Source organism: Arthrobacter sp. YN, assembly GCF_002224285.1.
Classification (GTDB): Bacteria; Actinomycetota; Actinomycetes; order Actinomycetales; family Micrococcaceae; genus Arthrobacter.
The window spans coordinates 839,123-861,113 of record NZ_CP022436.1 but is presented as its reverse complement, the minus strand read 5'-3'; the positions used below and the strand labels follow the sequence as shown (position 1 = coordinate 861,113).

Genomic DNA, 21,991 nt, shown 5'->3' with positions numbered 1-21,991 from the left:
GTCTTATTCTGTCGGGGCCGTGGGGCATGATGGATGAATGCAGGAGCCGCAGGCGTCGGATGGCGCCATCAGCCGTTTCACCCAGGCAACCAGGGAATGGTTCCTCGGCGCTTTTTCCGAGCCCACCCCCGCGCAGGACGGGGCGTGGAACGCGATCTCGTCAGGTTCGCATGCCCTGGTAGTTGCGCCCACTGGTTCCGGCAAAACCCTCGCAGCGTTCCTTTGGGCCTTGGATCGGCTTCATTCCAGCCCGACGGATACCCTTCCGGGTTTGGAGACCGTCCCCGCCAACGGCAAGGGCCGGACCAAAAGACCCAAGACTAAAACACGTGTCCTCTATATATCGCCGCTGAAAGCGCTGGGCGTGGACGTTGAGCGGAACCTCCGGGCGCCGCTGATTGGCATCACCCAGACTGCCAAGCGTTTGGGACTGCCCGCACCGCTTGTCACGGTCGGTGTCCGTTCAGGAGATACGACGGCGGCAGATCGCCGTACGCTGTTGACCAACCCACCGGACATCCTGATCACCACACCCGAGTCCCTGTTCCTCATGCTGACCTCCCGTGCCCGGGAGACGCTCAGCGAAGTGGACACCATCATCATCGACGAAGTGCACGCCGTTGCGGGTACTAAACGCGGGGCGCACCTTGCCGTCTCGCTGGAACGTCTGGATGCCTTGCTTCCCAAGCCGGCGCAGCGCATCGGGCTCTCGGCTACCGTCCAACCGCGCGAGTTGGTGGCGCAGTTCCTGGCGGGCCAGGCTCCGGTCGAAATCGTGGCTCCGCCGTCGAAGAAGAACTGGAACCTCACCGTCACTGTCCCTGTGGAGGACATGTCGGACCTGCAGGGTGCTGCCGGAGCGTTCGATTCCGGCCCGGCGTCCGGCCTACAGCCGCAGGCCTCTATCTGGCCGCATGTGGAGGAACAGATTGTTGATCTGGTCCTGTCCAAGCAATCCACCATTGTGTTTGCCAATTCCCGGCGTCTTTCGGAGCGCCTGACGGCACGGCTCAATGAAATTTACGCCGAACGGCAATTGATGGCAGTGGGCGGCGGAGAGTGGGCAGCACCGGAGGACAGCCCCGGCGCGTCGGGGTCCATAGCTCCGGCATCCACAGTGCCGGCGTCCACCGCCACGCCGGCTCACATGATGGCGCAGGCCGGCAGTACCACCGGTGCCGATCCCGTGTTGGCCCGTGCCCACCACGGCTCGGTGTCCAAAGACCAGCGCGCCATGATCGAGGACGACCTCAAGTCCGGCAGGCTCCGGTGCGTGGTGGCAACCTCATCCCTGGAACTTGGCATCGATATGGGTGCTGTGGACTTGGTCATCCAGGTGGAGTCTCCGCCGTCGGTTGCCAGTGGCCTCCAGCGGGTAGGACGCGCCGGACACCAAGTGGGCGAGATTTCCGAAGGCGTGCTGTTCCCCAAGCACAGGGCGGATCTCCTGCACACAAGCGTCACAGTGGAACGCATGCTCAGTGGACAGATTGAACGGTTGAGCATCCCCACGAATCCTTTGGACATCCTGGCCCAGCAGACGGTCGCGGCAACTGCGCTGGGGAGCATTGACGTCGAAGACTGGTTCAGCACTGTGCGGCGTTCCGCACCCTTCGCCAGCCTGCCGCGCTCCGCGTTCGAGGCCACCCTGGACCTCTTGGCCGGCCGGTACCCCTCCGACGAGTTCGCCGAGCTGCGGCCGCGCATCATCTGGGACCGGCATGCAGGAACCATTGAGGGCAGGCCAGGAGCCCAACGCTTGGCAGTGACCTCCGGTGGCACCATCCCGGACCGGGGACTGTTCGGCGTGTACATCATCGGCACGGAGGTCGAGGGCTCAGCTTCCCCCGGCAGCGGGGACGGGAGTGAACCCACTGCCTCCGCCCGCGCGGCCAAGGGCGGCCGCCGGGTAGGTGAACTCGATGAGGAAATGGTGTACGAATCCCGGGTCGGTGATGTCTTTGCGCTTGGCGCCACCAGTTGGAAGATCGAGGACATCACCCACGACCGCGTCCTGGTCTCCCCGGCCTTCGGCCAACCGGGCAAGCTCCCCTTCTGGAAGGGTGACTCCCTCGGCCGCCCCGTTGACCTCGGCCGGGCGCTCGGCGCTTTCATCCGCGAACTCTCCGCCGCTGACGAGGCTCCCGCCATGGAACGCTGCCAAGCCAGTGGCCTGGACGCCTTCGCGGCAAGCAACCTGCTTCAGTACCTCAGGGAACAAAAGGAAGCTACGGAGATTGTTCCCAGCGACAGAACGCTGGTGGTGGAGCGCTTCCATGACGAGCTGGGCGACTGGCGGGTTGTGCTCCACAGCCCCTTTGGCATGCCCGTCCACGCCCCCTGGGCACTCGCGGTGGGGCAACGTCTGCAGCAACGTTACGGACTGGACGGTTCCGCGATGGCGGCCGACGACGGCATCGTCCTGCGCGTGCCGATGATGGAAGATGAGCCGCCCGGCGCTGAGCTGTTCCTGTTTGACCCGGAGGAACTGGAGCAGATCGTCACTGCAGAAGTGGGCGGCAGTGCATTGTTCGCCTCACGGTTCCGCGAGTGCGCGGCCAGGGCGCTCCTGTTGCCCCGCCAAAACCCGGCCAAACGGCAACCGCTGTGGCAGCAGCGGCAACGCTCAGCCCAATTACTGGACGTCGCCCGGAAGTATCCGTCCTTCCCCATCGTGCTCGAAACGGTGCGTGAATGCTTGCAGGATGTTTACGATCTCCCCGCCTTGAAAGACATTGCAGCCTCCGTGGAGCGCCGTGAACTCAGGATCGTGGAGACCACAACTCAGCAGCCCTCCCCCTTCGCGAAGTCGCTGTTGTTCGGCTATGTGGCCCAATTCCTGTACGAGGGCGATTCCCCCTTGGCAGAACGCCGTGCTGCCGCCCTCGCGTTGGACTCCACTCTCCTCAACGAACTCCTGGGGCGTGTGGAACTGCGCGAGCTCCTGGATGCGGCAGTCATCGACTCCACTGAAAGGGAGCTGCAGCGGCTGGCCCCTGACCGGCGCGTGCGTGGGATGGAGGGCGTGGCTGACCTGCTGCGGTTGTTGGGTCCGCTCAGCGTTGAAGAAGTGGCGGAACGGCTTCAAGGCGTGGAGCCCGCAGAAACAATGCAGCAGCCAGGAACGTTGGAGCAGCATGTCAGCGCAGATCATCCGGACGGCGCCGAACATCTGGAGGAAGCTCCGCCGGCCGCGCCACCGGGCACCGTCACCGACGCCGGATCGCACCTCGCTTCCCTGCAGAAAGCCAACCGTGCGCTCAAGGTGACCATCGGCGGCGTCGAACGCTTCGCTGCGGTGGAGGATTCCGCAAGACTCCGCGACGCAATCGGCGTTCCCCTGCCGATGGGTGTTCCTTTGGCGTTCATTGAGCCGGTCAATGATCCTTTGGGTGACCTCGTCTCCCGGTATGCACGCACGCACGGACCGTTCACGGCGTCGGAAGCAGCCTCAAGGTTGGGACTCGGTGTAGCGGTGGTCAACACGGCCCTGAAACGCCTGGCCGGGGACGGCCGTGTGGTGGAGGGAGAGTTCCGTCCACACGCTGTGGCCGAACCCCAGCCCATGGCGGAAGGGGCAGATCGCGAGCTCATGACCCTGGACGCCCCGCCGTCCAGCGAGTGGTGCGATGCCGAAGTTCTGCGCAAGCTGCGCCGCCGTTCCCTTGCTGCCCTCCGCGCCGAAGTGGAGCCCGTTGACACCGCCGCTTACGGGCGGTTCCTGCCGGCTTGGCAAAACGTCACCCCACCGGGCAAGTCGCGGAGCCAGGCGTTGCGCGGACTGGACGGCATCATCACGGCCGTGGACCAGCTGTCCGGCGTACCAATCCCCGCCTCAGCCTGGGAGCCTTTGGTGCTGGCGAGCCGGGTGGCGGACTACAAACCGGCCATGCTCGACGAACTGATGGCCGCGGGCGAGCTCCTGTGGTCCGGTGCCGGTTCGCTCCCGGGAAACGACGGCTGGATCAGCCTCCACGTGGCCGATTCCGCCGAGCTGACCCTCAACCCCTCCCCCGAGTTCGAACCCGGCGACGCACAACAGCGGCTCCTGGAGCACTTCAGCGCAGGCGGAGGCTACTTCTTCCGGCAACTCACTGACGTGGCGGGCGGCATGGATTCGGTGTTGAGTGACGACGCCGTGGTCTCTGCGCTGTGGGACCTGGTCTGGGCCGGCAGGGTGACAGGAGATACCTTCGCTCCCGTGCGTGCCATGATCGCCGGCGGCAAAACCGCCCACCGGCAGGTGGCCAAGGCCCCGAGGGCGCGGGCTCCCCGCCTCAGCAGGCTGGGGCGCTCGCACGGGACCGGCCTGCTGGGCTCGCCCGGGCTTACCGGCGGTCGTTACGGCTCGGTATCAGGCGGAATTGCTGCTGCACCGCCGTCTGCTGTGGGCCGATGGTCGGCCCTGCCTGCCCCGGAATTGGATCCCACCATCCATGCCCGCGGCACGGCCGAACTGCTGTTGGACAGGTACGGCGTGGTGACCCGCGGTTCAGTCATGGCGGAGAACATCATTGGCGGCTTCGGGCTCATGTACAAAGTGCTTGCCCGGTTGGAGGAGGCAGGCCGGTGCCGCCGCGGCTACTTCATCGAGCATTTGGGTGCCGCCCAGTTCGCAGTCCCGGCAACGGTGGACCGGCTGAGGTCCTTCACAGAGGATGCCCGCATTTCCAAGGCAGAACCGTCGGCTTTGGCCTTGGCCGCAACGGATCCTGCCAATCCGTACGGCGCGGCCCTTCCCTGGCCTGCTTTGTCAGTCGACGCCGGGTCCGGGCACCGTCCCGGTCGGAAGGCCGGAGCGTTGGTGGTGATGGTCGACGGCGCGTTGGTCCTTTACGTGGAACGCGGCGGCAAGACGCTGCTCACGTTCAACCAAGACGAAGCCGTGCTGGCTCTTGCGGCCCAGGCTTTGGTGGATGTGGTGCGCCGCGGCGCCGTAGACAAGCTCTTCATGGAGAAGGTCAACGGCCACGACCTCCTCGAAACCCCCATTGCCGTTGCCCTGGCAGCAGCCGGCGCCTACTCCACTCCGAAGGGACTCCGGATCCGTGCCTGAGGGTGATTCCATTTGGCGCGCTGCGTCGCGGCTGAACGAGGCCTTGGCCGGACAAACCATCACGGCCTCCGACTTCCGTGTGCCACGCTTCGCCACCCTGAACCTCGCAGGCTGGACCATGACCGAGGTGGTCCCCCGGGGCAAACACCTCTTGATGCGCCTCACCGGCCCAGTGGACGAGGCACCCGGCGCCAGCAAAAGGCCGCGTGCCCTGACCATCCACTCCCACCTGAAAATGGAGGGGAACTGGATGATCTATCCGCCGGGTGGTCGATGGACCAAGCCCGGCCATACGGCACGGTGTGTGCTCCGCACAGCCACGGCTGACGCAGTGGGGTTCTCACTGGGCATCCTGGAAGTGGTGCCCACCGCCGAGGAAGGCAAGATAGTTGGACACCTGGGACCGGACCTGCTCGGCCCCGATTGGAACGAGGAAGAAGCTCTGCGGAGGCTGCGGGCCGAGCCGGACGTCACCGTGGGTTTCGCGCTGTTGGACCAGCGGAAGCTTGCCGGCATTGGCAACATCTACCGCTGCGAAGCCTGCTACCTCTCCGGCATCCACCCCGCCCTCCCTGTGGGAGAGGTTCCGGACCTCGCCACGACGGTGAACGACGCCAAGCGGCTCCTCGGCGAAAACCTTGGCCCAGGCCGCCGGACCACTCTGGGCCCACGCGCCTTGAGGCCCGGGTATTGGGTTTACGGCAGGGAACGCCAACCGTGCAGGCGCTGTGGCGCCACGGTTCGGCGTGGCCTGTTGGCCGGCCCGGATGGAACCGAGGAACGGGACATCTACTTCTGCCCGAGGTGCCAGCCGGCTCCGTAAAGCGGAAACGGCAAACACTCCACCGAAAACCAGCCCAGCCGTAGCCCCGCCCGGCCGGGCCCAGAACAACCAGCCCGGCCGGGCGACCCACCAGCCGCCGCGACGACGACGCACACCCACGCGCCGGCCGACTACTCCAGGAAGCTCCCCAGCCGCCCCAGCAATAGTCGAACGGGCCCCGTAAAGTCGCGCGCCGCCGTCGGACGCTTTCCTACGCCATCCGCCACCACTTCTGGTTGGCGGACCCGGCGCAATCCCATAATTGCAGCCGTGCACCGTTGGATGGACTCCAATCGGCGACGTCAACACACTTATTGGCCTGCGGATTAACCAGGTCCCCGGCGTTGTTCAGGACGAACTGCTGCGCCGCGTTGCCGTTGCAGCCGGTGAGTTGGATGCGTGCGCCGTTGGATGTGGATCCCCAGGCCACGTCCATGCATTTTCCCAGTGAGCGGATGGTGCCGTCGGCGGCGAAAGTCCATTGCTCCGAGGCTGCCGTATCGCAGTCCCACAGTTGCAGTTGAGCGCCATCCACAGCTTGCCGGCCGGCAACGTCGATGCATTTACCCGCGTAGCCCTGGATCCGGATGCCGGCCGTGGTGACGGGTGGGGATGGAGCAGCAGCGAGTTCATACACGCGGACGTAATCAACCAGCAGGGACCCGGGGAACGCTGTGCCTGAATCGGGTGATCCTGGCCAGTTGCCTCCCACGGCAAGGTTCAGCAGGAGGAAGAAGTTGTGATCGAAGACCCAAGGGCCCGGCGTTGTGGCCTTGGTTTTCCGTGAGTAGGGAGTGCCGTCGATGTACCACGTGATGGATTCGGGTCCCCAGTCCACAGTGAACGTATGGAAGGCATCACCCAGTGCTTTGCCGTTGGTGAGGGTGTAGCTGGCGTTGGACGAGTTCGCCCCCGAGTAGCCGGGGCCGTGGATGCTTCCCCACACAGTTCCGGGTTCCTTGCCGACGTTTTCCATGACGTCCAGTTCCCCGCTGGCTGGCCAACCGTCGGTGAAGACGTTGTTGCCCAGCATCCAGAATGCGGGCCACATACCTTGCCCTTGAGGTAGTTTAAGGCGGGCTTCGAACCGACCTTGCGTCCGGCTGAATTTTCCGGCGGTGAGGAGGCGTGCGGACGTGTATTGGCATGAGCCGTAGTGGCACTGGTAGCCGGCAGGATTCTCCTTGCGTGCCGTGATGGCCATGTTTCCCCTGCCGTCTGCTGCGGCATTCCTGGGGCTGGACGTGTAGTACTGGAGTTCGCCGTTGCCCCAGCCGGATCCTCCAGTGTCGTAGGACCATTTTCCGGGGTCCGGCGCGGTGCCGGCAGGGCCGTTGAACTCGTCACTCCACACCAGCGCACCCGGGGCCGGCATGCCCGCTGCGGCCATTGCGGACGGCTCCGGAGCTATGACAGCAGCTGCGAGGGTCAGGCCGGCGACGAGCATCGTCAGGGGCATGAGTCTTCGCTTCATGGTTGCCACTCTGACGGTGCGGCAATCCGCGCGCAAGCCTTTTCAGGACGACACACAAAACGTCACGGCCTGGAAATAATCACCGCGACTTTACTTTTCTTTTTCGTAACAGCGATGAAATAGAAGCGGGGGAAAGTGGAATGAGGAACCATTTGGGCGATGAAAATGATGTCACCCCAGATGGCATAGGGAAATTCCGTTCGCAGCCGAATTCCTTCCTCTGAGCATCGACGATGCATGCTCCAGGCGCGTCAGCCGTGTCCTCCCAACCTTCACTCCGAGGGTGTTCGGGCATGCTGCGCGCCTTGGCCTTTTCCCCAGCAGTTACCGGAGGCTAAAAATGGGCATTTACAGACAAATACTGGTAAGGATTCTTGCAGTTCTGGTGGTTTCCTTTGGATTGATCTACATCAGTTGGCGATGGTCCGGCACGGTCGCGTGGGACGCATGGTGGATTTCGCTGCCACTCGTGGTGGCCGAGACTTACAGCCTGGGCGAATCCGCCCTGTACGCGGTCACCATGTGGAACGCTCGACGACGGCCGCCTCCCCCGCCGGCCCTTCCGGGCAGGACGGTAGACGTTTTCATCGCCACCTACAACGAACCACTCGACCTTGTCCTCAAAACGGCCATCGCCGCCAGGGATATGGAGTACCCGCACCAAACATGGATCCTGGACGACGGCAACCGCACCGAATTCGCGAAGGCAGCCGGGCAGATAGGCGTCGGGTACATCACCCGCGGACCCGAATGGGAAGGGAGGCAGCGCTTCGCAAAAGCAGGCAACGTCAACAACGCCCTGTCCATGACCACCGGTGAGTTCGTGGCAATCCTGGACGCCGATCAGGTCCCTGAACCCCGCTTCCTGGACCGCGTCCTGGGCTATTTCGATGCTGAAGAAGTGGCCTTCGTCCAAACCCCGCAGCACTTTTGGAATGTCACAGACCGGGATCCCCTGGGCAGCCAGGCGGAACTGTTCTACGGCCCCATCCAGCAAGGCAAGGATGGCTGGGACGCGGCGTTCTTCTGCGGCTCGAATGCTGTCCTGCGCCGGGAAGCCCTCATGGCCCTGGGCTTGACCCGCTACACGCGCACAGCCACGGAACAGACGTGGAGTTCCCTGCGTAAGGGCCGCTCAAGGCTGCAGGATCTCCTGGGTGAACTTGGCAGGCGCCACCCCGCGGCAATGCCGGTGGTCGAAGAGGCGTTGAAAGCGATGGCGCGTGCGGAGCACCAGGTCCGCAGGGGCGATGTCTTGGCGGAGATCACCTTCGAGCTCCGCGTAGCCTTCCATACGGCCGCTTTGTCAGTACCTGATGCCATGGATGATGTGGTGCCCGAACTCGACGCCGTCCTGGAGTCGGTGGATGTGGCGCACACAGACCAAGCACTGGCCATCCACCCCATGGACACCACCACCATTACCGAGGATATGGCCACCGCCATGCACCTTCACGCGATGGGGTGGGGCAGCGTTTACCACCACGAGGTCCTGGTCCACGGCCTGGCGCCTGAGGATGTGTCCACCATGCTCTCCCAGCGTCATCGCTGGGCAGCCGGAACCATGCAGGTGTTTTTCAACGACAACCCGTTGTTGCTTCGTGGCCTCACGGTGGCCCAGCGCCTGATGTATCTGGGCACCATGACCAGCTACCTCAACGGGTTTGCCGCCCTGAGCTATATCGCAGCGCCGGTGGTTTTCCTGTGGGCCGGCACCTATCCGTTGACGGCCAGTCCTGTGGTGTTCTTCTGCCTGTTCCTTCCCTTCTTCATTTCGTGCCAGGTGTTGTTCCAGGTAGCGGGCAATGGCGCGAAGGGTCTGTGGCGTGGCCAGCAATGGTCTTTCGCGCTCTTTCCCACCTGGATCGCCGCCACTTGCTCAGGAGCGGCTGCCGTTTTTCTCGGCAGGCACCTCACCTTCTCCGTCACGGCCAAGAGCAAACAGGCCACGGGACGCGGTTTCCAGCACGTCAGGCTGCAGGTAGCGGCCATGGCGTTGCTGGCTATTTCCGCGGTCATTGGCCTCGCCCGCGTAACCACCGGGGAAGCTCCGCTGTGTCCCACGCTCATCACGTTGGCCTGGGTTGCTTTGGACCTGGCACTTTTGAGCGTGGTGATCGGGGCCGCACGGTACCGCGGTCCCGGCGAGGATCTGGCGGGCCCGGTTCCCACCCCGCATGAGCTCAACCGCGTCCTCGAATCCACACAAGGTTCACGCCCAACACATCCCTGACAACAAACCTGAATAAAGCCGTTCCAACCCCCAGCCAGGAGCGCCCCCATGTCCGTTCTTTCCCATGCCCCGAATTCCATCCCCACCTTGTTGACGTCAATCGATCTGACCATCGCGGGCCCTTTGGACGCTTTGAGCGTCCTGGATGTTCGCCACCTCTCCGCAGAAGCCGCGGCCGACGGCCCCATAGTGGTCCTGCTGAACGTTGCCGACGTGACATCTGTAGGCGCGTCCGGCGTCGTTGGCCTGCTTGAAGTACTGCACGTGCTCCGCGCCCGCGGCGGCGATCTACGTCTTTTCGGCACATCCTCCGCCCTCGACCAAACACTGCTCCAAGCCCATCTGGGGCAGGTGGCACGTATCTACGCCACCCGCCAGGAAGCGCTCGACGGCGGTACGAACCTGGCGGGGCCACGTCACCTCGCGCCGCAGTCACGCTTGCGTGGGCTCTTCGCGCGTCCGCGCCGCACCCTGGGATGGGGATGACGGTGGCGCCGGCACCTCCCACCTTCAGCGGCCACCCGAATCGCAAGCGCCGGCGGGCCAGCCTGCTCATCCCGTTGGTGGTGACGGCCCTCGCCGCCACTGGACTGGGTTTCGCGTCCAAGGAGGTGGTGCCGGTGGTGCAGGCGCTCTCCCTCTGCAGGGCTGTGGATGCTTCCACCATCGTGCCCAAGGACGGGGTGTTGCTGGGCGTCAACCTGGACTGGAACTCTGAAACCCTTGCAGAACACCAGGCCAATCTCGGGCATGATCCGGCGGTGGTGGTCCAGTTTTCGGACATCCCATACGACGACGAAACGTGGTCCCACACCACCAACGCCGTCACCCAGGTCCGTCCCACAGGCGGCGTCCTTCTCCTGACGCTGGAACCACACGGTGGTTTGGCGACCATGAGCGACGAAGTGATCGCCACGTTGGCCACCGACTTACGGGCCATCAACGATCAGGGGACGCCCGTCGTCGTGCGCTTTGCGCATGAGATGAACGGTTCCTGGTATTCCTGGGGCCAGCAGCCGCTGCGCTACGTGGAGGTTTTCCGAAAGGTGGCAGCAGCCGTGCATACCCAGGCGCCGGGTACGTCCATGATGTGGGCACCGAACTACGGCGGTGGCTACCCGTTCACGGGAGGCCAGTTCGCCGCCAGACCGGGCACCCCGGACTTCGCTACCCTGGACACTGACCACGACGGTACGCTCACCATGAACGATGACACCTACGCCCCCTATTACCCAGGGGATGACGCCGTGGATTGGGTGGGCGTGTCGCTGTATCACTGGGGCAACCAACGACCCTGGGGCAACAACGACATCTCCGAGCCGGGCAAATTCCTGGCCATGCTTACCGGCACCTACAACGGAACCGCAGGCGATGACAGTGCCGTCCCGGACTTCTACCAGGTCTACGGAGTGGACCATCAGAAGCCGGTAGGGATTCCGGAGACGGCTGCGATCTTCACGCCGGCGCGCGGTGGAGCGTCAGAGCTGGACGTCAAGCGGGCCTGGTGGCGCCAGGTCTTCTCCCCCGAAACCCACCAACAGTTTCCGCAATTGAAAATGATCAACTGGTTCGAGTGGAAGAAGTACGAGATAGAAATTAACGACGACGTCGATTGGCGCAGCGCTGGAACGCCCGCCATCCGCGATGCCCTGACGCAGGACCTGCCGGACTGGTTGCGGTACGGCGAGGATCTGGGGGTGTGCCGCTAGGTTGCGCCGGTCAAGCGGCTGGGCTTAGGCAGCGGGCGCTGTCGGCACGGCTTCCACAGGTTCCGTTGCCGGACCGGAAGTCGTGCCGTCCGTGGCCTTGACCCGTTCCGGAACCATGAATTTCGGCAGCAGCACTTGCACGATCGGGCCAATCGCCAAGGCGTAGACCACGGTTCCCACACCTACGGAGCCTCCCAGCAGGAAGCCCACGGCAAGGACCACCACTTCGATGCCGGTGCGCACCAGTCGCACGGACCATCCCGTGCGGCGAACCAGGCCCGTCATGAGGCCATCGCGGGCGCCGGGACCGAGGCGGGCGCCGATGTAGCAGGCAGAAGCAATACCGTTGAGGATCACGGCTCCGGCAAGCATGGCGATCTGGCCTCCCAGGTGGGAGAACCCGGGGATCAGCCACAGTCCAAGGTCGGCAAAGAGTCCCACGAGCACCGCGTTGGCGATGGTTCCGATCCCTGGCATTTGCCGCAACGGAATCCAGAGGAGCAGGACAAGGAAGCTGACCGCGATGACCACAACGCCAATACTGAAGCCGGTCTTCTGGGACACACCCTGGTGGAACACGTCCCAGGGGTCCAAGCCAAGGCCTGCCCGGATGAACATGGCCAAGGAGATGCCATACATCGCGAGGCCGATCAGGAGTTGTGTGATTCTTCGGGTCATCATGATGCCCATCATCCACGTTAACTGGCCTTGCATTCCATAGCCAGTTTGGAATACTGGTCTTATGTCCGGCTCACTGAATCCCACTGCTCTCGTTCGCCTCCTGGGCTCCTGGAACTCCGGCGCCCTGCCCGCCTACCGCGAGTTGGCCGACGTCGTGCGTTTGCTGGTGATGGATGGGCGCATCCCACTGGACGTCGCACTGCCCAGCGAACGCGCACTCGCCCAGACACTTGGCCTCAGCCGTACTACCGTCACCGCCGCCTATGCGAGCCTGCGCGAGCAGGGTTTCCTCACTGCCGGGCAGGGCAGCCGCGGCAGGACCTGCATCCCGCACCGCACGGTGCCGGTCAGCGCGCCCGGGCTTGCCGTTCCGGACGGGCTGCTGGACCTCGCCTATGCATCGCTGCCCGCCGCCGGAGAAGTGGTGCATCGGGCGTTCGCGGAGGCACTGACCGAGCTGCCGGCACTCTTGCCGGGCTTTGGGTACGACGCCGTCGGCGTACCCGCCCTGCGTGAAGCCATCGCGGAAAAATACACCGCCGAGGGCGTGCCCACCACAGCCGGCCAGATCCTGGTCACCTCCGGCGCCCAGCATGCCCTCAATATTGTGCTGCGGACGCTCGCCGGAAAGCAGGACCGGGTCCTGGTGGAACACCCCACCTATCCCAACGCGCTGGACGCCATCCGCTCCGCCGGCTGCAAACCGCTGCCGGTGGCGTTACCCGCCGGCATTTCTCCTGCCTGGGACATTGACGCGATGGTCGCCACCATGAACAACCAGCGACCCGCTATGGCCTATCTCGTACCGGACTTCCACAATCCAACAGGGCGCATCATGTCGGATCTGCAGCGGCGGCGTTTGGTGCGCGCGGCAACCGCGTCCGGGACAGTGCTGGTGGTGGATGAAACGTTGCGGGGTTTGAACCTCGACGGCGTCCGCACGGCTCCCATGTCGTCCTTCAGTCCCGCCGTGGTGTCCATTGGGTCGCTGAGCAAATCGCATTGGGCAGGTCTCAGGACCGGGTGGATCCGGGCCGATGAAGCGATGATTACCCGTTTTGTCGCGACGAGGACCGTCATGGATTTGGGCGGCCCCGTGGTGGAACAGTTGGCGGCTGCGCGCCTGATCAGGTCATTCTCGGAGCCATTGGACGCCCGGCTGGAGGAACTCCGGCGCAACCGGGAATCGCTGTTGGGGTTGCTGGCGGAGTACTTACCATCCTGGGAGGTGGAGCGACCACAGGGCGGACTCACCGCCTGGTGCCGAATTCCCTCGCCGTGCAGCACAGCGCTGACGGTGCTCGCACCCGACTTCGGGCTCCGCTTGGCCGCCGGTCCGCGCTTTGGAGTGGGCGGAGCGTTCGAGCACTACCTGCGCGTGCCCTACACCTTGCCGCCCGCGCAGTTGGAGTTTGCCGTCGGTGCGCTCCGCGCCGCCCAGGACAAGCTCGACGCCGCCCCCCACTTGCGCCGTACCCTCAAGGCCGCGCGACCCGCCGTCGTCGCGGTTGCCTAAGCCGCCGCACTCCGCTTCCCGCCCATGCGCTGCTTCGCCGTGTTGCTGCCAGGGCCCACTGGGACATGCGAGGTTGCCTTGGCCAGCCCGAACAGCGGCATCCCGTTGTACACCACTTCAATGCCCGACGCCGGAACCTGATACGTTTCGTGCCACACACCAACGTCGCCGCTGCCCGCAATCTCCTTCATGAATTTCCGCCACGGACCCAGATGCGGCGAATCCTTGTCAGCAGCAAATTTGCGCAGATGCCCGGGGCTTTCCCAGTAGCTGAGCAGCATGGTGGTCCGCCCGAACCACTGCTCACTGCCGAGCAATCCAGCCCCGGGGTTTTCTGCGAGGTGCCGCATCATGGCGGGCATGGCCGAGGCAACCTTCGCCACGCGGCCCATCTTCCACCACCGGTTGGCGCGCATCCCGATGAGGAAAACGGTCACGGTGTCGCGCTCGATGTCCGCCGTGAAGCGGCCGGGGAAAATCTCCTGTGCCATGCGAATCCTTCCTGACTGCGGTCTTGACTGCGAGTTTCGTAACGTTGTTATGAAACAATGTTATGAAACACTTGGAGGCATGGCAAGACCCATCGTTCATGATCAGCACGTCCAGCAGCGTCTTTTGGCCGTCACCGCAGACCTCGTGGACCGCGAAGGACCTGCCCGCGTCACTCTTCGAGACGTCGCCGCCGCGGCAGAGACCTCCACCACGGCCATTTACTCGCTGTTCGGCGGCAAGGCGCAGCTGCTGACGGCCGCCGTTGACGACGGTTTTCGATCTTTCGGCGACTCTCAAAAGGAAGCCGCGAAGGGCGGACTGTTGGAGCTTGGGCGCGCCTACCGGGCGTGGGCCTTGGAACATCCGGCGTTGTACCGGCTCATGTTCGGCGGCGCATTGGCCGCCTACGTTGACTGCAGCCCGACGCCGGACGTCGCCTCGGATTCAATGCTCCCCTTGGTGGAGGCGGTGGTGGCTGCCCAGTCAACCGGAGTGCTCCGCAACGACGATCCCACCATGGTGGCGATGGCGGTTTGGGGCAGGTCCACGGACTGGTCAGCCTTGAGTTGGCGCAAATGAATGACCCCGCAACGGACTGGGCTGGAGTCTACGAGGCGGCCCTGGAATCCGTGGCACGGGCCTGGGCCGCCTAACCCGCTCCGCCTACGGGTAGACCTTCTCCAGGAATCCGCCCCAGGCCTTGGCCGTGAGCTCCGAGTCACCGGAACCACTGAACTCGTGCACGGTCATGCCCACCGGCGCGCCGAAAGCATTGCGGCCGAAGAAGCGGTAGAGGGTGTCGCCGGTCCGCAGTCCCAGGAAGTTCCCGTTGGAGAAGTCCACCTCGCCGCTGAGCCGCCCCACGCCGTCGACGTTCACGTCGAATCGCGAGCCGGCAGCAACATCCTCCACACCCAAGGCCTTCTTCAGCTGCACAAATCCTTCGGGGGTCTGTGAAGAAGCGGGCGCCTGGATGTCGGTGAACACTACGGGCTTACCGTCGAAGTACTGCAGGTACTGGCCCAAGGTGTGGAGATAGAACTCGGTGTGCTTGCTGGCGCCGTCGTATTGCTCGTCCCAGTTGTCGGCGAAGATCCCGCTGTGGACGTAGTGCAGCTTTGCCCGGCCGCCGTCGAGCGGTTCCAGTACATGCTCCAACTGGTTGAACCAGCCGTCCGGGCCATCCATCCGGGACACCAAGTGCGTGGGAAACTCCTCGGTGGTCTTCACGTCGGGCCACTGATCCGTAGGGAACATCCAAGCCGCTGTGTCCGCCGTGACGGCATTCCATACCCGCTCGGGAGTACCGGGCAGTTCAGTGTCCGCCACGATGTCGAATCTCCGGTTGTCAGTCATTGCCTTGGTCCTTTTCTGCTGTTTGATCTGTCGAGGGCTCTTGTTGCGTCTTGAGTGCGGGGTGAAGCACGACGACGAGCCGGTGCTTGCGCGCCCCGCCCGCCTCCGCGGCAGCGGCGCCGTCGTGGTACTTATCCACCAGTCGGGTCACCGCCACGCCGAGCTCTTCGGCGAACGCTGCGCGTTCCGCCGCAGAGCGGAAGGTGATCTCTCCGTCGATCGCGAAACTGGCCAGCTTCTTCTTCGCCACGGCGGCGCCGGAGATGAGTTTGCCCATTTCCTGCACGGTGCGCGAGGCAAGGGAGAGAAGCCAAAACGCGGAGAAGCGGTCCGCGAAGCGTCGTGGATCCGGGGCCACCGAGGCCAGGGCGACGGGCGAGATCAGGTACGAGGCCGCCGTTGCACGCACCACGCGCTCGGTGACGTTGCCTTTTCGCCGCTCTTCCACCAGCTCAACCAACCCGTGCCGTTCGAGCGCTTTGAGGTGGTAGTTCACCTTCTGCCGCGGCAGGCCGACCTTGAGGGCCAGCTGTGTTGCGGACGCAGGCTCGGCGAGCTCGTGGAGGATGCGGGTACGGATCGGGTCCAACGACGCTTCCGCCGCGGCCGGGTCCTCGATCACTTCGATGTCCAACATGCTTCAAGTATGGTCACCGACAACTTTTCTTGTCAAGAACTTTTTTATCGTCGGTAGTCGTCGTCGTTGCCGGCCACAGTAGAATTGTCCGGTGATGCAATCCCCCCTCCCCGTGCGCGACGGCGTGAACGCGACCCGTCTGCGCCTCCCGGACGAGGGCCCGTGGGCCACCGCCATGGACTACATGATGCATCGCTGGGGACACATCGACCCCCGAGGCATCGAGGACCGTTTCGAGGCCGGCGAGATCGTGGGCGAAGGCGGTGTTCCCCTCGATCGCAACACCAAACTGGAGGACCACACCTTCATTTGGTACTACCGGACCTTGCCGCCAGAGACGCGGCTGCCTGTGGAAATCACTATCCTTCACCAGGACGAGCACATCCTGGTGGTGGACAAGCCACACTTCCTGCCCACCACTCCCGGTGGGACCTACATCCAGGAGTCTGCGCTGGTCCGGCTCCGGAACCTGCTGGACCTTCCGGACCTCATCCCCATGCACCGGCTGGACCGCATGACCGCCGGCCTCCTCCTGCTGTCCACCAACCCGGAGACCCGCGGGAAGTACCAAGTGCTCTTCGAGAAGCGCCAGGTCCAGAAGGAATACGAGTGCGTGTCCGCCGCGACGCCCGCCGCAGGCTATCCCGCCGTCGAGTTCCCCGCTGTGGTCCGCAACCGCATGACCAAGTCCCGCAGCTACCTGCTGGCCGAGGTGATCGACGGCGAACCGAACGCCGAAACACGGATCGAACAAACAACAACGTTCGACGCCGGCACCCACCAACGCGCGCTGTACCGTTTGGAACCCCACACCGGAAAAACGCACCAACTTCGCGTCCACATGGCCTCGTTGGGCCTGGGCATCATCAACGATGCCTTTTACCCGGACCTGCTGGACAAAGCCCCGGACGATTACAGCAAGCCGCTCCAACTCCTGGCCCGCGGCATCCGGTTTGTTGACCCCATTACCAAACAACCCGTGGAATACCGCAGCCAGTTGGAGCTCAGCGAAGCCCACGCTTGAGCAGCTATGGGAGTCCGAACACCGTCCGGAAGACCGCCGTCGTATCCTCCGAGAACAGCACGAACTCCACCACCTCAAGCGGGCTGTCCGCAGCCGCGCCGACGGAAGACGACGACGTAAACCACCCCACGGCGTCGAACGCTACCTCGGCAACCTGACGGGCGTCCCATCCGTAAATTCCGGCGCTGATCGCGGGAAAGGCGACCGTCCTGGCACCAAGCCCGGCCGCGACTTTCAGGCTTTCGCGGAAACACGAGGCGAGCAGCGCCGGATCCGTCTGCCCCGCGTGCCGGCTGGGACCCACCGTATGCACCACCCACTGGGCAGGGAGCCCGAAGGCCGGGGTCGCGACGGCGGCGCCCACCGGCAGCCCGTCCGGCAACTCGGTGCGCCTCAGTTCGCGGCAGGCGGCGAGGAGCTCCGGACCCGCGGCCCTGTGGATGGCACCGTCCACTCCCCCTCCACCGAGCAGAGACGAGTTGGCGGCGTTGACAATCGCATCCACCGGGCGGGTGGTGATGTCCCCCCGCAAAATGTCGATTCGCATGGCGCCAGTCTCGCGCCGGAGCGGCGGATGCGGCAAGTGCGGTACCTTGTGCCCATGGACATCACCGCCCCGGAGACATGGGGATCCGCGATTTACCTGTGGATCGTCCCCATTGTGCTGGGCGACGCCATCTTCCCGCCCATCCCCTCGGAAATGGTCGTGATCACTGGCGGTGCCCTCGCCGCCGACGGCCACGCCAACTTCTGGCTGATCTTGTTCCTTGCAGCCTTGGCATCCTGGCTCGGCGACATGGCGGTTTTTATCCTGTTCAAACGGCGCATCAGCCATGTCCTGGACCGGTGGTCATGGGGTCGTCGGATACACCGCGGAATCCACGAGGCCATCGCCAAAGCCGGACGCTCCTCCACTTACGGCGCCATCATCGGCGCACGGTTCATCCCCGGAGGCAGGCTCGCAACGTCCTCGGCGGCGGGCATCGCCAACGTCTCCGTCCGCGGTTTCAGCCTCTGCGCCGGCTTGGGCGCGGTCCTCTGGGCGGTCTGGCAAGTGGGCCTCGGCTACTTCACCGGCTCCACCACCAAGCTTCCCTTCTGGGCCAGTTCACTCATCGGCGTGGGCGTCGGCCTGGTGATCGGCGTGGTGGTGGGGCTGATCGTCACGCGGCGCCGCGGCAGCCGCTCACCCGTGGACGAACCGTACGACGCCGACAAGCCCGGCGACGTACCCCAGCCCGAGTAACTTCCCCGATTTAGACCCGAGACCAGCGTCGTTAGACCGGAGACCAGCGTCCGCGGCTGCGGCGCAGAACGTAAAGGCTGCCCGTGATGGCCACGCGTTCGACGGCGTCACGCATCATGGCTGCCGATGTCCGGGCTTCGTCGTTCTCACCTGAATAATCGCGGTCGCCCACTGTGAAGCGCAGGCTGATCTGGGGGACGCCGCCCACGATATCCAGCTGGTTCGACTCCACGTGGTGGCGGGTTTCCAAGGCTTCCACGGCTGCGGCCATCACTGACTCAGGCGCATTCCCCGGTTTGAGGCCAGTGATCTTCAACTTGGTTTGGAACGACGGCATCCCACCACCCTAACCGTCTCTCACGTACCGTGCCCTTGGGCGGATCCCTCTCTCACATACCGCGCCCTTGAGCGGATCCCTCTCTCACCAGATGAGAGAGGGACCCTTGAAACCCCGAGGGACGTGAGTGAGCGTTTGTTAGCCGGTGTTGCGCAGGCCCGCGGCCACACCGTTGACCGTGATGAGCATGGCCCGCTGCAGCCGTTCGTCGATCTCGGTTCCGGACACGGACTCTTCGCGCACGCGGCGGAGCAGCTCCACCTGAAGGTAACTGATGGGATCCAGGTACTGATCGCGGATTTCCAGGGAACGTTTGAGCGTGGGCTGGGCATCGAGGAGCTCGATCTCGCCTGTAAGCCGCTCAATTTCGGCCACGGTGAGCTCGTATTCGTCACGGATCATGTGGAACAGGCGGTGAAGTTCCTCCGGGACCAGCGACGAAACGTAGTGACCGGCAATTTCCATGTCAGTCTTTGCAAGCGTCATCTCCACGTTGGAGATGACCGAGCGGAAGAAGTGCCAGCGGTCCATCATCTCCAGGAGCTGGTCGGTGTTGCCTGCCTCGCGGGCAGCCTTCAGGCCTGAACCCACACCAAACCACCCCGGAACGATCTGCCGGGACTGGGTCCAACCGAAGACCCATGGGATAGCCCGGAGACCCCCGAGGCCTGCGCCGGAATCCGGACGCTTGGACGGGCGCGATCCGATGTTCAGCGAACCCAACTGCTCCACCGGGGTGGAGGCGAGGAAGTAGGCCGGCAACTCGGGATCGTCGATCAGGGTGCGGTAACGGTCGAATGCTGCGTCGGAGATGGTTTCCATGACGTTCGCGTAGCGCTCGCGCTCGTCCTCCGAAGTACGCGGAGTCCGGTGCAGAGCCGAGCCCTGCATCACCGCAGCAAGGGACAACTCAAGGTTTTCGCGTGCCAGTTCGGGCAGGGAGTATTTGTCCGAAATGACCTCACCTTGCTCGGTGAACTTGATCTCACCTTCAAGGACGCCGTTCGGCTGCGCCATGATGGCGTCGTATGTCGGTCCGCCGCCGCGGCCCACGGAACCACCACGGCCATGGAACAAGCGGACGCGCACGCCGTGTTTGGCGGCTACATCGCGCAGTTTGCGCTGGGTTTTATGGATTTCCCACTGGCTGGTCATCACTCCGGATTCCTTGTTGGAATCGGAGTAGCCCAGCATGACCTCTTGGACATCGCCGCGGAGACGGACGAGTTCCCGGTAGGACGGATCGGACAGCAACTGGTCCACGATCTCGGCAGAAGCGCGCAGTTCTTCCACGGTTTCCAGCAGCGGGGCAAACCCGATCTTGGCGTGAGGCTTGGCCCCGAAAAGGTCAATCAGTCCAGCTTCACGGGCCAGGACGGCAGCGGCAAGGACATCATCAGCGCCCCGGGTCATCGAGATGATGTACGTCTCCACTACGTCCGGCCCATAGGTGTGAAGCGCCTGCCGGATGCTCCGGAAGACGTCATACGTGCCGTCGGCAGTACCCTCCAGCTTGATGGGGTGCCCGGAGAGCGGGCGGTGGGAGGCCAGTTCTGCGCCCAGGAACGTAAAGCGCTCCTCACGGCTGAGCTCGCCGTACGGCTTCTCCGTGCCGAGTCGGTCCACAAGCTGGCCAACAGCGTCGTGGTGGTAATCGGCGTGCTCGCGGATATCCAGCGTTGCCAAATGCAGGCCGAAGGCTGCGATTGCCCGGCGAACACGGGCCAGAGCACCATCTGCCACCAGCGCGGCTGAGTGGTTCCGCAGTGAGTCCTCCAACAGCCCGAATTCTGCCAGCAGCTCTGAGGTGGTGGCGTAGTCGCGGCCTGGCTCGTGATACGTCGACGCCGAAACGCGGCGTCCCGTGTTGATGAGCTTGGCCTTGATGCATGTCAGCTTGAGCCTGTAGGGCTCTTGAGCGTTCAGTTCAAGGATGCGCTTGTCCAGCCCCGGGAGGTTCTTGAGGTCTTCGGCGATCGAGTCCAGCAGTACCTGGTCGGCCCCAAAAAGTGCCGTGGAGTTGGACAGCACCGAAATGAGTTCGTCGATCAAGGCAATGCTGATGCGCACGGCGTTCTGGTTCTGCAGCTGCAGGATCTCCCGGGTGACAGCAGCTGTGACGTTGGGGTTGCCGTCACGGTCACCACCGATCCACGAACCAAACCGCAGCGGCGCGGCGGCCACCGGAAGCGCGACACCGTGCTCGGCCAGAAGCTCAGACAAGTCCGTCAGCATTTCCGGCATGGCGTCGGTCAGGATGCTGTTCAAGTAGTAGATGGCGTTTCGTGCCTCATCCACGGGCGTGGGGCGGACCTGGCGCAACTCATCGGTCTGCCACATCTGATCGATGATTTCTGCAAGCTGCCGGTCCTGTCGACGACGCGCGGACGTGCCTTCCGCCGTGGGCTCGGCAAGGACATCGGAGAGTTTACGGACCTTGTCCAACACGGAACGGCGTGAAGCTTCCGTGGGGTGCGCCGTGAAAATGGGGCGGACGTCGAGTTCGTTGATCACGTCCTGCAAGACCTGGGGACCCGCTTGGCCGGCTATCTCGGAAACGGCTTTGGCCAACCAGCCATCCTTTTCCTGCCGGGTGCGGAGGCCACGGACACGATGGACCTGTTCCGCCGCATTGGTGAGGTGGAAGTAGAACGCAAAGGCCCTCACCAGATCCGTCGCCTGGTCCAGCGGCAGGGAGGCGAGTAACTCGCGGACCTGGGCAACGACGTCGTGCGCGCTCCAAGGCCCGGTGGCATCAGCACCGCCGCGCGCGGCTTCCTTGGACTCCTTGGTCAGCAGGCGGACCTGCTCCACCAGGGCAAGCAATTCCGGACCGTGCTGGCGAACCAACGATTCACCCAGGAGCGTGGAAACGCGGCGCACGTCGGCGCGCAATTCTGCAGCGAGATCGGTGTCTTGAGGGGCAGTGTGAACCATGGATGCATACCTTCGGGATCTGGTTTTGGCCCGTACACTGCGCTGGATACTGTGAGCCGGATTACTAGGGTTTCCTACGGGATCTTACCCGCCCCGAACTCGACCCATGGAATGCGTCTCAGATTTTGGCTTCACGTTTCGAATCGGCCCGCCCGGGCAGGACCACTTTGCCGCTCATCAGCTCATCGTGCACCAGGCCGGGCCCCGCGGAGAGTTTCTCGTGCCTGCGCTGCCGCATTTCCTCGATCGCAGCAGCCGCCTCTAGCCTGGTAGGCGCACCGGTGGCGGGTTCAATCATGGAGAGGACGCTCCCCAGCGTGCCTGTAGCACCTTTCGCTGGAACGCCCCGTTGAACAAGTCCCGTGCCGGCCCAAATAGAGCCGAGTATCAGGGCACCGCTGACCACGATTGCAACCACTGTGTCCATCCCCATGCGGTCAGCGTACTCCTCGGGGAATCGACTCGACAGT

At 64.1% G+C, this 21,991-nt stretch carries 18 protein-coding genes; 9 read left to right on the top strand and 9 right to left on the bottom strand.

The genetic code is table 11. From position 1 onward, the window contains the following. Positions 1-37: 37 nt before the first annotated feature. The gene (locus tag CGK93_RS04060) at positions 38-5,056 is read left to right on the top strand and encodes an Lhr family ATP-dependent helicase (protein WP_089593710.1); all 5,019 of its coding nucleotides are present in this window, start codon (positions 38-40) and stop codon (positions 5,054-5,056) included. Then, positions 5,049-5,879, top strand: a complete 831-nt coding sequence (locus CGK93_RS04055) for a DNA-formamidopyrimidine glycosylase family protein (RefSeq protein ID WP_089593709.1) — start codon at positions 5,049-5,051, stop codon at positions 5,877-5,879. Before CGK93_RS04060 ends, CGK93_RS04055 begins: the two co-directional genes overlap by 8 nt. Positions 5,880-6,090: 211 nt before the next feature. On the opposite strand, the gene CGK93_RS04050 is transcribed toward CGK93_RS04055, so the two are convergent. Further along, positions 6,091-7,353: a glycoside hydrolase family 16 protein gene (locus CGK93_RS04050; protein ID WP_089597179.1), complete on the bottom strand. Its 1,263-nt coding sequence runs from the start codon at positions 7,351-7,353 to the stop codon at positions 6,091-6,093. Positions 7,354-7,693: 340 nt separating this feature from the next. Between CGK93_RS04050 and CGK93_RS04045 the strand changes: the two genes are divergently transcribed. Genes CGK93_RS04045 through CGK93_RS04035 form a run of 3 tightly spaced genes read left to right on the top strand, consistent with a single transcriptional unit; the run spans position 7,694 to position 11,295 of the window. After that, the gene (locus CGK93_RS04045) at positions 7,694-9,586 is read left to right on the top strand and encodes a glycosyltransferase family 2 protein (RefSeq protein WP_089593708.1); all 1,893 of its coding nucleotides are present in this window, start codon (positions 7,694-7,696) and stop codon (positions 9,584-9,586) included. 48 nt (positions 9,587-9,634) lie between these two features. Beyond that, positions 9,635-10,072 carry an STAS domain-containing protein gene (locus CGK93_RS04040; RefSeq protein WP_089593707.1) on the top strand — a complete coding sequence of 146 codons (438 nt, stop codon included), beginning with the start codon at positions 9,635-9,637 and terminating at the stop codon, positions 10,070-10,072. Continuing rightward, positions 10,063-11,295, top strand: coding sequence for a glycoside hydrolase family 26 protein (locus CGK93_RS04035; RefSeq protein ID WP_089593706.1), 1,233 nt, complete (start codon positions 10,063-10,065; stop codon positions 11,293-11,295). Before CGK93_RS04040 ends, CGK93_RS04035 begins: the two co-directional genes overlap by 10 nt. Positions 11,296-11,319: 24 nt before the next feature. On the opposite strand, the gene yczE is transcribed toward CGK93_RS04035, so the two are convergent. After that, positions 11,320-11,976 carry a membrane protein YczE gene (yczE, locus tag CGK93_RS04030; protein ID WP_089597177.1) on the bottom strand — a complete coding sequence of 219 codons (657 nt, stop codon included), beginning with the start codon at positions 11,974-11,976 and terminating at the stop codon, positions 11,320-11,322. A gap of 61 nt (positions 11,977-12,037) precedes the next feature. Here yczE and yczR point away from each other — a divergent pair, with 61 nt between their 5' ends. Then, entirely contained in the window at positions 12,038-13,492 is a 1,455-nt protein-coding gene (yczR, locus tag CGK93_RS04025; RefSeq protein ID WP_089593705.1) for a MocR-like transcription factor YczR, read from the top strand. Here the strand turns inward: yczR and CGK93_RS04020 are convergent. After that, positions 13,489-13,983 (bottom strand): DUF4188 domain-containing protein, encoded by a 495-nt coding sequence (locus tag CGK93_RS04020; RefSeq protein WP_089593704.1) that lies wholly within the window; start codon positions 13,981-13,983, stop codon positions 13,489-13,491. The two genes, yczR and CGK93_RS04020, sit on opposite strands and share 4 nt — an antisense overlap. 79 nt (positions 13,984-14,062) lie before the next feature. On the opposite strand from CGK93_RS04020, the gene CGK93_RS04015 reads away from it, so the two are divergent. Continuing rightward, entirely contained in the window at positions 14,063-14,563 is a 501-nt protein-coding gene (locus CGK93_RS04015; RefSeq protein ID WP_232481539.1) for a TetR-like C-terminal domain-containing protein, read from the top strand. Positions 14,564-14,647: 84 nt separating this feature from the next. Here the strand turns inward: CGK93_RS04015 and CGK93_RS04010 are convergent, their stop codons facing one another. Together CGK93_RS04010 and CGK93_RS04005 are read right to left on the bottom strand one after the other, a co-directional pair. Next, the gene (locus tag CGK93_RS04010) at positions 14,648-15,340 is read right to left on the bottom strand and encodes an SRPBCC family protein (protein ID WP_089593703.1); all 693 of its coding nucleotides are present in this window, start codon (positions 15,338-15,340) and stop codon (positions 14,648-14,650) included. Beyond that, the gene (locus CGK93_RS04005) at positions 15,333-15,977 is read right to left on the bottom strand and encodes an ArsR/SmtB family transcription factor (protein WP_089593702.1); all 645 of its coding nucleotides are present in this window, start codon (positions 15,975-15,977) and stop codon (positions 15,333-15,335) included. The genes CGK93_RS04010 and CGK93_RS04005 overlap by 8 nt, the downstream gene beginning before the upstream one ends. Before the next feature lie 94 nt (positions 15,978-16,071). Between CGK93_RS04005 and CGK93_RS04000 the strand changes: the two genes are divergently transcribed. Next, entirely contained in the window at positions 16,072-17,001 is a 930-nt protein-coding gene (locus CGK93_RS04000; RefSeq protein ID WP_089593701.1) for an RluA family pseudouridine synthase, read from the top strand. 4 nt (positions 17,002-17,005) lie between these two features. Here CGK93_RS04000 and CGK93_RS03995 read toward each other — a convergent pair whose 3' ends face one another. Continuing rightward, a complete protein-coding gene (locus CGK93_RS03995; RefSeq protein ID WP_089593700.1) occupies positions 17,006-17,548 on the bottom strand; it encodes an O-acetyl-ADP-ribose deacetylase in 543 nt (180 codons plus the stop codon). Positions 17,549-17,602: 54 nt separating this feature from the next. Here CGK93_RS03995 and CGK93_RS03990 point away from each other — a divergent pair, with 54 nt between their 5' ends. Further along, a complete protein-coding gene (locus tag CGK93_RS03990) occupies positions 17,603-18,247 on the top strand; it encodes a DedA family protein (RefSeq protein WP_089597176.1) in 645 nt (214 codons plus the stop codon). Between the two features lie 31 nt (positions 18,248-18,278). On the opposite strand, the gene CGK93_RS03985 is transcribed toward CGK93_RS03990, so the two are convergent. The 3 genes from CGK93_RS03985 to CGK93_RS03975 all read right to left on the bottom strand — a co-directional run bounded on the left by CGK93_RS03985 (position 18,279) and on the right by CGK93_RS03975 (position 21,954). Further along, a complete protein-coding gene (locus CGK93_RS03985) occupies positions 18,279-18,584 on the bottom strand; it encodes a hypothetical protein (RefSeq protein ID WP_089593699.1) in 306 nt (101 codons plus the stop codon). A 138-nt stretch (positions 18,585-18,722) separates the two neighbouring features. Beyond that, positions 18,723-21,521 carry a phosphoenolpyruvate carboxylase gene (gene ppc / locus CGK93_RS03980; RefSeq protein WP_089593698.1) on the bottom strand — a complete coding sequence of 933 codons (2,799 nt, stop codon included), beginning with the start codon at positions 21,519-21,521 and terminating at the stop codon, positions 18,723-18,725. A gap of 118 nt (positions 21,522-21,639) precedes the next feature. Continuing rightward, a complete protein-coding gene (locus CGK93_RS03975) occupies positions 21,640-21,954 on the bottom strand; it encodes a hypothetical protein (protein WP_089593697.1) in 315 nt (104 codons plus the stop codon). Positions 21,955-21,991: the final 37 nt, after the last annotated feature.

Coding starts and splice junctions, on each gene's coding strand:
- CGK93_RS04060 (WP_089593710.1), top strand. CDS start 38: ATGCAGGAGCCGCAGGCGTCGGATGGCGCCATCAGCCGTTTCACCCAG.
- CGK93_RS04050 (WP_089597179.1), bottom strand. CDS start 7,353: ATGAAGCGAAGACTCATGCCCCTGACGATGCTCGTCGCCGGCCTGACC.
- CGK93_RS04045 (WP_089593708.1), top strand. CDS start 7,694: ATGGGCATTTACAGACAAATACTGGTAAGGATTCTTGCAGTTCTGGTG.
- CGK93_RS04040 (WP_089593707.1), top strand. CDS start 9,635: ATGTCCGTTCTTTCCCATGCCCCGAATTCCATCCCCACCTTGTTGACG.
- CGK93_RS04035 (WP_089593706.1), top strand. CDS start 10,063: ATGGGGATGACGGTGGCGCCGGCACCTCCCACCTTCAGCGGCCACCCG.
- yczE (WP_089597177.1), bottom strand. CDS start 11,976: ATGATGACCCGAAGAATCACACAACTCCTGATCGGCCTCGCGATGTAT.
- yczR (WP_089593705.1), top strand. CDS start 12,038: ATGTCCGGCTCACTGAATCCCACTGCTCTCGTTCGCCTCCTGGGCTCC.
- CGK93_RS04020 (WP_089593704.1), bottom strand. CDS start 13,983: ATGGCACAGGAGATTTTCCCCGGCCGCTTCACGGCGGACATCGAGCGC.
- CGK93_RS04015 (WP_232481539.1), top strand. CDS start 14,063: ATGGCAAGACCCATCGTTCATGATCAGCACGTCCAGCAGCGTCTTTTG.
- CGK93_RS04010 (WP_089593703.1), bottom strand. CDS start 15,340: ATGACTGACAACCGGAGATTCGACATCGTGGCGGACACTGAACTGCCC.
- CGK93_RS04005 (WP_089593702.1), bottom strand. CDS start 15,977: ATGTTGGACATCGAAGTGATCGAGGACCCGGCCGCGGCGGAAGCGTCG.
- CGK93_RS04000 (WP_089593701.1), top strand. CDS start 16,072: ATGCAATCCCCCCTCCCCGTGCGCGACGGCGTGAACGCGACCCGTCTG.
- CGK93_RS03995 (WP_089593700.1), bottom strand. CDS start 17,548: ATGCGAATCGACATTTTGCGGGGGGACATCACCACCCGCCCGGTGGAT.
- CGK93_RS03990 (WP_089597176.1), top strand. CDS start 17,603: ATGGACATCACCGCCCCGGAGACATGGGGATCCGCGATTTACCTGTGG.
- CGK93_RS03985 (WP_089593699.1), bottom strand. CDS start 18,584: ATGCCGTCGTTCCAAACCAAGTTGAAGATCACTGGCCTCAAACCGGGG.
- ppc (WP_089593698.1), bottom strand. CDS start 21,521: ATGGTTCACACTGCCCCTCAAGACACCGATCTCGCTGCAGAATTGCGC.
- CGK93_RS03975 (WP_089593697.1), bottom strand. CDS start 21,954: ATGGGGATGGACACAGTGGTTGCAATCGTGGTCAGCGGTGCCCTGATA.